Source organism: Phaeobacter sp. CAU 1743, from assembly GCF_039839315.1.
GTDB classification, from domain to species: domain Bacteria; phylum Pseudomonadota; class Alphaproteobacteria; order Rhodobacterales; family Rhodobacteraceae; genus Phycobacter; species Phycobacter gallaeciensis_A.
Genome location: NZ_JBDOQR010000100.1, coordinates 1 through 11,733, shown reverse-complemented (window position 1 = coordinate 11,733; position 11,733 = coordinate 1). Strand labels below are relative to the sequence as shown.

9 protein-coding genes are annotated in these 11,733 nt (G+C 60.0%); all 9 read left to right on the top strand.

The window, feature by feature from the left end; translation table 11 throughout:
• The first annotated feature begins 466 nt into the window (after positions 1-466).
• Positions 467-1,456, top strand: coding sequence for a TRAP transporter substrate-binding protein DctP (dctP, locus tag AAFO90_RS22800; RefSeq protein ID WP_347510892.1), 990 nt, complete (start codon positions 467-469; stop codon positions 1,454-1,456).
• Between the two features lie 63 nt (positions 1,457-1,519).
• Positions 1,520-2,014, top strand: coding sequence for a TRAP transporter small permease (locus AAFO90_RS22795; RefSeq protein WP_274831695.1), 495 nt, complete (start codon positions 1,520-1,522; stop codon positions 2,012-2,014).
• The gene (locus AAFO90_RS22790; RefSeq protein ID WP_274829370.1) at positions 2,014-3,285 is read left to right on the top strand and encodes a TRAP transporter large permease subunit; all 1,272 of its coding nucleotides are present in this window, start codon (positions 2,014-2,016) and stop codon (positions 3,283-3,285) included. Before AAFO90_RS22795 ends, AAFO90_RS22790 begins: the two co-directional genes overlap by 1 nt.
• 5 nt (positions 3,286-3,290) lie before the next feature.
• Positions 3,291-4,184 (top strand): isocitrate lyase/PEP mutase family protein, encoded by an 894-nt coding sequence (locus tag AAFO90_RS22785; protein ID WP_347510891.1) that lies wholly within the window; start codon positions 3,291-3,293, stop codon positions 4,182-4,184.
• 100 nt (positions 4,185-4,284) lie between these two features.
• Positions 4,285-5,907 carry a GMC family oxidoreductase N-terminal domain-containing protein gene (locus tag AAFO90_RS22780; RefSeq protein ID WP_347510890.1) on the top strand — a complete coding sequence of 541 codons (1,623 nt, stop codon included), beginning with the start codon at positions 4,285-4,287 and terminating at the stop codon, positions 5,905-5,907.
• 21 nt (positions 5,908-5,928) lie between these two features.
• Positions 5,929-7,548, top strand: a complete 1,620-nt coding sequence (locus AAFO90_RS22775) for a long-chain-fatty-acid--CoA ligase (RefSeq protein WP_347510889.1) — start codon at positions 5,929-5,931, stop codon at positions 7,546-7,548.
• Between the two features lie 232 nt (positions 7,549-7,780).
• On the top strand, positions 7,781-8,617 hold the full coding sequence (locus AAFO90_RS22770) for a flagellar motor protein MotB (RefSeq protein WP_347510888.1): 837 nt from the start codon (positions 7,781-7,783) through the stop codon (positions 8,615-8,617).
• 86 nt (positions 8,618-8,703) lie between these two features.
• A complete protein-coding gene (locus AAFO90_RS22765) occupies positions 8,704-10,047 on the top strand; it encodes a flagellar hook-basal body complex protein (RefSeq protein ID WP_347510887.1) in 1,344 nt (447 codons plus the stop codon).
• Positions 10,048-10,092: 45 nt separating this feature from the next.
• Complete coding sequence (flgK, locus tag AAFO90_RS22760) at positions 10,093-11,538, top strand: flagellar hook-associated protein FlgK (protein ID WP_347510886.1); 1,446 nt, start codon at positions 10,093-10,095, stop codon at positions 11,536-11,538.
• The last annotated feature ends 195 nt before the right edge of the window (positions 11,539-11,733 follow it).

Here is an 11,733-nt window from a genome sequence, read left to right as displayed (position 1 = left end):
GGGCGCAAGGCGGACCCAGACCTCATCTGTCAACACAAACCGCTCTTCGTTCATTCAAACCTCCATTTTGGAAGCTTGAATCAGATTTCAGCCAGCTTGGGAATCCTGAATGTCCACAGACCCTAATACCCTGGGCTGAGGTCCGGATACGCCTCGGGCGGGGCGCTCCCGCCCGGATCGGATCGCCTGCGGGAGGATTCTCTCCCGTTGGGCCCGGCAAAAAGAAAGGCGTCGCGCAATTTGCGCGGCGCCTTTCTTTTTGTTGCAGCTGCTGCGCGTTATCGCCCGGCTGAGGGCGCTTTGGATGCGGCCTTTCCAAAAAAAATTGAGCTGCAGAACCAGTCAAATAATTGAATTGTATTAATATTTTAAAGTGCGGCTATCGCACCCGGCAGGCCCCCGGCATTTTCCTTGACCAAAGGTAAGTCCTTGATGGAACATTCTTTTATTAACGGGAGGAAAATTCATGAAACTGACTTCGACGCTGACCGGCGCCGCGCTGGCGCTGTGCACTGCACTGCCGACATTTGCTGCGGATGTGACCGCACGTATCTCTTTGCAGCTGCCGCTCAAAAGCCACCTTGGCCAGAACCTCTTGATGTTCAAGGAAGAGGTCGAAAAGACCTCGAACGGTGACATCGCGGTGGAGATTTACGACTCCGCGCAGCTTTACAAGGACAAGGAAGTGCCTGCCGCTGTCGGCTCTGGCGCCATCGAGATGGGCGTGGCTTCGCTGACGCGCTATGTCGGGGATATTCCGGCGGTGGATGTCTTCTATATGCCGTTCCTGTTCAACTCCGAGGAAAAGGTGCGCAAGGCCGTTGCGCCGGACAGTCCGGTCCGCGGGCCCATTGATGCGGCCATCGCCGACACTGGTGCCACGGTTCTGTGGTGGCAGGCATATGGCGGCGCGATCATGCTGTCCCAGGACGGTCCGGTGAAAACGCCTGCTGATATGGAAGGCAAGAAGGCCCGCGTCTTCGGCAAGACGTTGGGTGATTTCGTCACTGCGACCGGCGGTGCCCCGACGCTGATTTCCGGTTCCGAGCAGTATCTGGCCTATCAGCGCGGCACCGTTGATATCGGCATGACCGGTGTTTCGGGCGTGAAATCCCGCAAACTTTGGGAGGTCATGGACACTATCACCGTCACCAACCACGCCGATATCGAATTCATCGTCGTGGCCAACACCGACTGGTGGAATGGTCTGTCGGCTGAGCATCAGAAAATCATGGCCGATGCCGCCCGCAAGGCTGAAATCGCGGTACGGGACGAGATGTCCGCGATCGAGGCTGCCGCCTATGCCGAGGCAGAAAAGGCCGGGATGACGGTGTACCAGCCGACCGACGCAGAGATCGCCGCCTGGAAAGAGGCTGCCGCGCCCGTCTATGACGGTTTCCGCGCTAAGGCCGGGGATCTGGGCGCAGAAATCCTGTCTGCTGCCGAGAAGTTCTGAGCCTGACAGTCACGGACCGGCGCCGCATCCGGGGCCGGTCCATCTTATTCTTCGGGAAATTCCATGCACGTTTTTGCCAGGTTCGTGACCGCGCTGGCCCTTGTGGCGGCGGTCCTCTTTGTTCTTGCGGGGGTCATGCTGACCTATGAGGTTATGGCCCGCTATTTCTTTGTCCGCCCCACCATCTGGGCGGCGGAGCTGAGCCAGTTCTGCCTGATCTGGGGATCGCTGATCGCGGCGCCCTGGTGCCTGCGCGAACGGCGCCATATCCGCATCACGGCGGTGATCTCCGGATTGCCGCGTGGTCCCCGGATCGGCGCGGATGTTTTTGCCATGGCGGTGGTGGCGGTGTTTTCCGCCGTCGTGCTGGTCTACGGATATGAGATTTTCCACGACAGTTTCATGCGCGGGCGCACCACCGGCACCATGCTGGACATGCCCATGTGGTACGTCGAACTGTCGCTGCCCTTTGGCTTTGCGGTGTTGCTGCTGCAATCCGTGATCGAGGTCTGGCGCGCGGCGCAGGGGCATATCGCGGCTGAAGGAGAGCATGAATAATGACGGTTTTCCTGATCCTTTTCGCCCTGTTCGCGCTGCTGCTTGTTGGCGTGCCGGTTGCCTTTGCCCTTGGTGGGCTCGGGCTGTCGATGCTGATCCTTGGCGGGTTTTCTCCGCTGATGGCGCCGCAGGCGATCCTCTCCACTCTGGATGGCTTCATTCTGCTGGCGGTGCCGCTGTTCCTGTTGATGTCCAATGTGCTGCTGAAAGGTGGCGTTGGGCGTGATCTATATGCCGCCGTGCAGGCCTGGGTCGGCCACTGGCCTGGTGGGCTGGCCGTGGCGACGGTAATTTCCTGCGGGCTGTTCGCCGCGATCTCCGGCTCTTCGGTGGCGACGGCCGCTACCATTGGCACCGTTGCCATCCCGGAAATGATCAACCGCGGCTACGAGCGGCGCTTTGTCTACGGGTTGTTGGCGGCTGGCGGCACGCTGGGCATCCTGATCCCGCCGTCGATCCCGATGATCATCTACGGTTTCGTCACCGAGGAATCGGTGATTGCCCTTTTCCTGGCCGGTGTCGGCCCCGGTCTGGCGCTGCTGGTGCTGTTTGCGGGCTATTCGATGATCTATGCCTCGATGAAGGGCATGGGCCGCAGTGAAAAGGCAACCGGCGCCGAACGCCGCCGCGCCACCCTGCGGGCGCTGCCGTCGATTGCGTTGGCCACCGTGGTTGTGGCGGGCATCTATTCCGGCGCCTTTACCCCGACCGAGGCCGCGGCCATCGGATTTGCCTTTGCCGTGGTCATCACCGCGCTGGTCCTGCGTACGCTGACCTGGAAAGCCTTCTGGGAGGCGGCGGTGGACAGCATGGCGACCACGGTCGCGATCTTGCTGATCATCGCGGGTGCCAAGGTGTTCGGAAAGGCGATCACCCTGTACCGCATCCCGCAGGAAATCAGCGCCTTCATCTCGGACGCGGTGTCCAGCCCGGTGATGTTCGTGCTGCTGGTGGCCGGTATCCTCGTGGTGATGGGGCTGGTACTGGAGGCGCTGTCGATGGTGCTGATCATGACCCCGGTGCTGCTGCCTGCTGCCATGGGGCTGGGCTTTGATCCGATCTGGTTCGGCGTCTTCATGGTGGTGATGGTCGAGGCCGCCCTGATCACGCCGCCGGTGGGGCTGAACCTTTACGTGATCCAGGCCGTGGCACGCGCCACCCTTGGCGATGTGGCGCGTGGGGCGATCCCCTTCCTGCTCCTGATGTTCTTCTGTGTGGTGCTGCTCTATCTGGTGCCCGACCTTGCCCTTTATATTCCCTTCAAATTGTGAGTGACATGACGACACCTGCTGACCGCCTGCGCGCCCTTCTTGCGCAGCCCCGCCTTCACACCATGCCCTGCGCCTATGATGCGCTGTCTGCCAAGCTGATCGAACAGGCCGGGTTCGACCTGACCTTCATGACCGGGTTTGGCGCCTCTGCCTCGCGGATCGGGGCGCCGGATCTGGGCCTTATGAGCTATGGTGAGGTGCTGGATCAGGCCCGCAATATCGCCGGGGCGATCTCTGTGCCGCTGATTGCCGACGGGGACACCGGCTATGGCAATGCAATGAACGTGCGCCGCACGGTACAGGGGATGGCGAATGCGGGCTGCGCCGCCGTGATGATCGAGGATCAGCTGGCGCCGAAACGCTGCGGTCACACACCGGGCAAGGCCGTGGTGGGCCGCGAGGAAGCCTTTGACCGCATCCGCGCCGCCGTGGATGCACGTGAGGAAGGTCAGGATATCCTGATCCTCGCGCGCACCGATGCCCGTCATGATCACGGGCTGAATGAGGCGCTGACCCGCGCGCAGAAGTTCCGTGAGCTGGGCGCCGATATCATCTTTGTCGAGGCGCCCCGGTCCGAGGCGGAGATGCGCGAGGTCTGCGCGGCAACGGACGCACCCAATATGGCCAATATCGTCGAAGGCGGTGAAACCCCCGACCTGCCGCCCGAGGCATTGCAGGAAATCGGATACCGTATCGCGGCCTACCCGCTGTCGCTGATGGCCTCCGCCATGCAGGCGATGATGCAGACGCTGGCCGAGATGAAAGCAGGCCAGCCACGCAGCAACCTGATGGACTTCATGGAGTTGCGCCGCCGGATCGGATTTGACGACTATTACGAAGCCTCTGAGCGCTATGCGACTTCGGCCCGTCCGGTGACCGGCGCGCGCGAAGGTAGCTAAGCCAGGATCCGCGCAATCATGGTTTACGCACAGTAAACGTGGACAGGATGCCCCTTCCTGCGCTCACCTTGGAACAGGATGCAGCCTTGGGAGGGGAGCGATGCAGTTCGACTATGTGATTGTGGGGGGCGGTTCAGCAGGGTCAACTCTGGCCTCAAGGCTCAGCGAGGATCCGAACACCAGCGTCTGCCTGCTGGAGGCAGGCGGGCGCGGTGACAGCATTCTGGTACGCGCACCGGCGGCGGTGGTTGCCATGCTGCCGGGTCGTCCCAAGATCAACAACTGGGCGTTTGAGACCGTGCCGCAGCCGGGCCTGAACGGGCGCAAGGGATACCAGCCGCGCGGCAAGGCGCTGGGCGGCTCCAGTGCGATCAACGCCATGCTCTATGTCCGCGGTCATGCGGGTGACTATGATGAATGGGCGGCGCTGGGCTGTGACGGTTGGGGGTGGAGTGACGTGCTGCCCTATTTCCAGCGCGCCGAAAACAACGAAGCTGGTGGCGATGCGGTGCATGGCGGTGATGGCCCCCTGCAAGTCAGCCACCAGAAATCCCCGCGCCCCATCACCCGCGCCTTTGTCGAGGCGGGCAAGGCGCTGCAGATCCGCGAGACGGCGGATTTCAATACTGGAGATAATGAAGGCATCGGCCTTTATCAGGTGACGCAGTTCCATGCGGCGGAGAAGAATGGCGAGCGCTGCTCGGCCGCGGCGGCCTATCTGCACCCGGTGATGGATCGCACCAATCTGACGGTGATCACCAGCGCTCACGCCACCAAGGTGCTGTTTCAGGGCAAGCGTGCCACCGGCGTTGCGTACCGGAAAGGCGGGCAGGATCTGATGGTCAACGCCGGGCGCGAGGTGATCCTCTGCGGCGGTGCCTTCAATTCACCGCAACTGCTGCAGCTGTCGGGGGTGGGGCGCCCCGAGGATATCACGCCGCATGGGATTGGTATGGTGCACGAGTTGCCCGGCGTCGGGCAGAACCTGCAGGATCATCTCGATTTCACCCTCGCCTACAAAAGCAAGGACCGGGACAATTTCGGGATCTCTTTGCCGGGCAGTGTCAACTTGCTGAAACACATCAACGACTGGCGCAAGACGGGCAAGGGGATGCTGGCGACACCCTTTGCCGAAGGGGCGGCGTTCCTGAAAACCGATCCGACACTGGAGCGCGCCGATGTGCAGCTGCATTTCGTCATTTCCATCGTCGATGACCACGCCCGCAAGCTGCATCTGGGGCATGGCTTCAGCTGCCATATCTGCGTGCTGCGACCGAAATCGCGTGGCTCGGTCGGGCTGACCTCGGGCGATCCGTTGGCGCCGCCGCGGATCGATCCGCAGTTCCTGTCCGATCCCGAGGATCTGACCACCCTGATCCGGGGCGTGCGCAAGACCCGGCAGATCATGCAGACGCCGCCCTTGCAGGGCTACATCCATAAGGAGCTGTTCATCGAAGGTGAGCCGGATGACGCAGCGTTGGAGCAGCACATCCGCGCGCGGTCGGATACGATCTATCATCCGGTGGGTACCTGCAGGATGGGGCAGGACGAAATGGCGGTCGTCGATCCGGAATTGAAAGTGCGCGGCATGGAGGGCCTGCGCGTTGTGGATGCATCGGTCATGCCGCGGCTGATCGGGGGCAACACCAACGCACCGACCATCATGATCGCAGAAAAAGCCGCGGATCTGATCCGCAACCGGGCGGCTCTGGCCGCCGAGTGAGTTTTGGAGGAGCAAGGCAAAATGCTTGGCAAGATGATGCACAAACCGCTGACGATCAGCTCGTTGATCGAACACGCGGGCCGGTACCACGGCAACACCACCGTGACTTCGGTCGAAACCTCGGGCGAGGTCGTGCATTCCAACTGGGGTGAGATCGAGGCGAATGCCCGCAAACTGTCCGCCGCGCTGAAGCGTCTTGGCATCAAGGCAGGAGAGCGCTGCGGCACCATCGCCTGGAACAACCGCCGCCATCTGGAAATCTATTTCGGTGTCTCCGGTGGCGGGATGATCTGTCACACGATCAACCCGCGCCTGAAGCCGGAACAGCTGATTTACATCATCAACCACGCAGAGGATCAGGTGCTGTTCATCGACGCCACCTTTGTGCCTGCGGTGGGCAAGCTGAAAGAGCACCTGAAAACGCTGAAACACATCGTGCTGATGGGTCCGCGGGATGAGGCGGCCGCCGAGGCCGTGCCAGGCATCCTGTTCTACGACGAACTGCTGGCCGCCGAAGGCGATGACAACAGTTGGCCCGACCTTGATGAAAACACGCCGTCGAGCCTGTGCTATACCTCAGGTACCACGGGCAACCCCAAGGGCGTGCAATATACCCACCGCACCACTGTGCTGCACTCCATGGGCGGCAACCAGCCGGACGGGCTGGCGATCTCGGCGCGCGATACGGTGATGGCAGTGGTGCCGATGTTCCACGTCAACGCCTGGGGTGTTCCCTATATTGCGGCCGCCGTCGGAGCCAAGCTGGTTCTGCCGGGGCCGCATCTTGATGGGGAAAGCCTGGTCAAGTTGATCGATGGCGAGCGGGTCACCCTTGCGCTGGGTGTGCCGACCATCTGGATGGGGCTGTTGCAGGCGCTGGAGAAGACCGGCAGCAAGGCCGAAAGCCTGAAGCGTACCGTTGTAGGCGGCTCGGCCCTGCCGACGGTTATGATCCCGACCTTCCGCGACAAATACGGGGTGGAGTTGATCCATGCCTGGGGCATGACCGAAACCAGCCCGCTGGGTACGCTCAACAACCTTCTGCAGAAACACGACGACCTGAGCGTCGAGGAAAAGGGCAAGATCCGCGAAGGGCAGGGGCGTCCGCCCTATGGTGTCGAACTGCGCATCGTGGACGAGGCGGGCAAACGCCTGCCCGAGGATGGCGAGACCCAGGGCGAGTTGCAGATCCGTGGTCACTGGATCATCGATACCTACTTTGGCCATGACACCAGCGCGCTGACCATGGATGGCTGGTTCGATACCGGCGATGTCGCCACCATCGATGCCGATGGCTATATGATCATCCGCGACCGGTCCAAGGACATCATCAAGTCGGGCGGTGAGTGGATTTCGACGGTGGAGCTGGAAGACATCGCCATGTCCCACCCCAAGATCGCTCAGGCGGCTGCCATCGCGGCTCGGCACCCCAAGTGGGATGAACGTCCGGTGGTCATCGCGGTGCGTTCCGACGAAAGTCTGACCGAAGAAGAGCTGTTGGCGCATTACGAAGGCAAGGTTGCGAGCTGGCAGATTCCGGACCGCGTGGTCTTTACCGATGATCTGCCGCTGGGCGGCACCGGCAAAGTGCTCAAGAACAAGCTGCGCGAATCATTCGGCGACATCCTTTTGGGCGCTTGAAACGCCCTTCTGATCCCGCCCTTTTTGTGGCGGGGTCAGACCTCCGCCACACCTTCGCCACAAAGCTGCCACATCGTTGACTTGAGGTCGTCTCGGTTCACCCCTGAAAACCACATTTATGCCCTTAAATCATTTGTTTAGATGTCTTAATAGCAGCCAATTTTAGCTGTTAAGATCTGATTAACGCACTGCCTGATACCCCGATTGTGGGTGAAAAAAAGTGGTGGTTGAAATGAGCGCTCAAAGCAACGTAGCTCCGATTATTATCAAGAAGAAAAAGTCAGGTGGTGGCGATGGTCATCACGGCGGTGCATGGAAGGTGGCCTACGCCGACTTCGTGACCGCGATGATGGCATTTTTCCTTCTGATGTGGCTCCTGAACGCAACGACAGAAAAGCAGCGCAAAGGGCTGGCGGACTATTTCTCACCGTCCATTCCGCTCAGCCGGGTGTCGGGTGGCGGCAACGGGGCGTTCAGCGGGGACAGCATGTTCACCGAGGACATCAAACCGCAAAGCGGCACTGGTGCTACGGATGAGAACCCGATGAATGCGCGTCAGGCGCAGGGGGCGACCGGGCTGATCGATGAAAGCGAACGTTCCGCTCAGGAGGAAATCTTCCGGGTCATCGAAGAAGAACTGAAGGGGCTTGGCGGTGAAAGCATGGTTGCGACCGATCTGGCACGACATATCGTGACACGGGTTACCGACGAGGGTCTGATCATCGAACTGTTCGAAACCGAAGACGCGGCGCTGTTTGAAGATGGTTCGGCAGAACCGACTCCCCTGTTCCGGGATCTGGTGCGCATGGTCGCTCGGGTAAGTGGTACGGTAGCCAACGGTGTCGCCATTGGTGGGCACATCCGGTCCCAGCCTGTGGTGCTGGCCAAGAACCCGGTCTGGGAGATGTCACACGCCCGCGCTGATGCTGCCCGCCAGCTGCTCGAATCGGGTGGTCTGAAGTCCAGCCGAATCCACCGGGTCACAGGTTATGCCGACCGTGACCTGGCCGTTGAAAACCCCATGCGGGTTCGCAACAACCGCGTCGAAATCACCCTTTTGCGCAAGTAAAACAAGACAATTAACCACCATCGGGCGGCGACAGATAGATTGGATTTTATCTGTTAGCCGCCCGTTAAGTGCTCGTGCGCTAGCTATTGCATCAAGAATTTGAAGCAGCAGAAAGGCGTGCTATGACCATTTCTTCGTCGCTATATGCGGGTGTATCCGGGCTCGGCGCGAATGCCAGCCGACTGGCCTCCATCTCCGATAACATCGCAAACTCCTCTACCGCTGGCTACAAGCGCGTCCAGACGGATTTCCATTCGATCGTGGCGGGGTCCTCTGGCGGTGCCTATAGCGCCGGTGGTGTGCGGAGTACCAATGTGCGTCTGATTGATCAGCGCGGTCCTCTGGTGACGACAGACAACCCGACAGACCTGGCTGTGCGCGACGGTGGTGGCTTCCTTCCAGTGGCGACCCTTTCGGACATTGCAGCAGACAATGGCGCGCCATCGATGCGACTGACCACTGCGGGATCCTTCAATGTCAATTCCGATGGTTTCCTCGCAACGGAGTCGGGTCTGGCACTGCTGGCATGGCCGACAGATGCCGCGGGCAACACTTTGACCGGCGCTGTCGACTCGAGCGATGGTCTGGAGCCGGTGTATCTGAATAAGAACCAATTGGTCGGCGAACCGACCACCTCAATGCAGATTGGTGCCAACCTGCCGGCGACAGCGACAGAGGCTGGCGCAACTTCAGGGACTGAATCCCTGTCGATCGAGTATTTCGACAATCTGGGATCCTCGGAAAATCTGGATATCGAATTCGTCCCGACGGTGCCTGCAACCGGTAAATCCAACGAATGGACCATGATCATTACTGACACTGCCAGCGGTGGCGCGGTTGTGGGTGAATATACCCTGGAGTTTGACGACAGCCGCACTGATGGTGGCAATCTGGCTTCGGTCACCTTGGGTTCGGCCGGCGGTGCCTATGATTCCTCGACCGGCAGTGTGATTGTTGATGTCGACGGCGGTCCGATCGAAATCAATATCGGTCTGATCGGCGAGAATGATGGCTTCACCCAAGTTTCCGATACCTTTGCACCCGCGACCATCACCAAGGATGGTGCGACTGCGGGTAACCTGCTTGGGGTTGATGTAGACACGTCGGGCTTTGTGCGGGCCAATTATAGCACCGGCGCAAGCCGCATCCTCTACAAGATCCCGCTGGTCGATATGCCCAACCCCAATGGCATGGTGTCGCTGGACTTTCAGACCTTCGTCCCGTCAGCAGAAAGCGGTGCGTTCTTCCTGTGGAATGCGGGTGATGGACCCACCGGTGAAATTGCAGGCTTCACGCGCGAGGAATCCTCGACCGATGTGGCGGGCGAGCTGACCAACATGATCCAGACACAGCGGGCCTATTCCTCGAACGCGAAAGTCATCCAGACCGTCGACGAGATGCTTCAGGAAACCACCAACATCAAGCGTTAAGGCGCTGATGCGCAATGACCCCGGCTTAGAAAGAGCAGGCTGATCATGTCTATCACAAGTGCAATTAACTCCGCGATGAGCGGATTGAATGCTGCGTCGCGATCTTCACAGATCGTGTCCGAGAACCTCGCCAACGCGCTGACCCCGGGCTACTCGCGGCGGACACTGGATCTGAATTCGAACGCCTACACGCCGGGGGTGAGAATCGGCGCGGTTCAACGCATGGTTGATCCTGCGGTGGTTTCTGCGCGCCGCAGCGCAGAGGCTGATTTTGCCGTGGCTCAGGTCAATTCCGACTTTTTTGCGCGGATGAGCGGTCTGGTCGGCAGCGTCGACGATGAATCTTCCATCACATCGCAGATGGCGAATTTCGAAGGCAGTCTGGTCGAGGCGTTGTCGCGGCCGGACTCGACGCCGCGGCTGAATGATCTGGCGGTGAAGGCGGATCGGTTGGTCAGTACGATCACCGAAGCGGCCGCCGGGCTTCGCGAAATGCGGGTTCAGGCGGATACTTCTATCGGTATTCAGGTTGATCGGGTGAATTCCGCCCTGAAGGAGCTGGAGAAATTGAACGCCCGCATCGTCGTTTCCGAAGCTGCCAATGCTGACACGACGACGATGCTGGATCAGCGTAGTATGTTGGTGGATGAGATTGGCGCGATTATTCCGGTAAATATTCTACAGCGGGATGGCGGCAGAATTGCGCTCTATTCGTCCGGTGGCACCGCGCTTTTGGATGGAAAAGCCTCCGAGCTGAGCTTCTCTCCCAAGAGTGACATGCTGCCTCATATGACGCAGGACAACGGGTTGCTGTCGGGCCTTGAGGTCAATGGAAAGCCGATCAGCACAAGCGTAAACGGTCCGATCCGCGGCGGGACGCTGGCGGCTCATTTCCAGGTCCGCGACGTACTGGCCGTAGAGGCACAGGACGATCTTGATGCCTATGCAAGGGATTTGATCGAACGGTTCCAGGACCCGGCGCTCGATTCCACGATCGGCGCCACGGATGCGGGTATTTTCACCGACGGAGGCAACTTCTTTGACAGTGCCGACACCGTCGGGATTTCTGGTCGGCTGGAATTGAACGATCTGGTTGCCATGGATGGTCAGGCCGAAACATGGCGCTTTCGGGACGGCCTTTACGCGGCCACCCCCGGGGACCTTGGAGATGGCAGTCTGATCCAGGGTTATTCGGAAGCTCTGAGTGAAAGCCGTTCCATGAATTCTGCGGGATTAGGCAGTGTAAATGGTGATGCGTCTAACTTGAGTGCTGTCCTGCTGTCTCGTTTCGCACGCGACGACAATACCGCAGCGAACACGCTGACCTTCGCGGCGTCTAGCTATACCGAGATGGCCCAGACCGAGGCGAGCTTTGGTGTTGATACGGATGCCGAGCTGCAGAACCTGATGATTTACGAAAAGGCCTACGGTGCAAATGCCAAGGTGCTGTCTGTCGTGGACGGCCTGCTGGAAACTCTTCTGGGAATCTGATCAATGATTGTTAAATCCTATGGCGATCTGGCGCATCGTATGTTTTTGCGCAACCGTAACGCCGAACTTAAGGAACGTCTGAACAACGTCTTCGGCTGCGCCGATGTTGCCGCTTGAGGGCAGTTTGGGGCGGTTGAGGCGTCATTTCCAGCGATTTTCGCCCCGTATTGGCCGCCTGAGCGGCGGTTTGGCCGA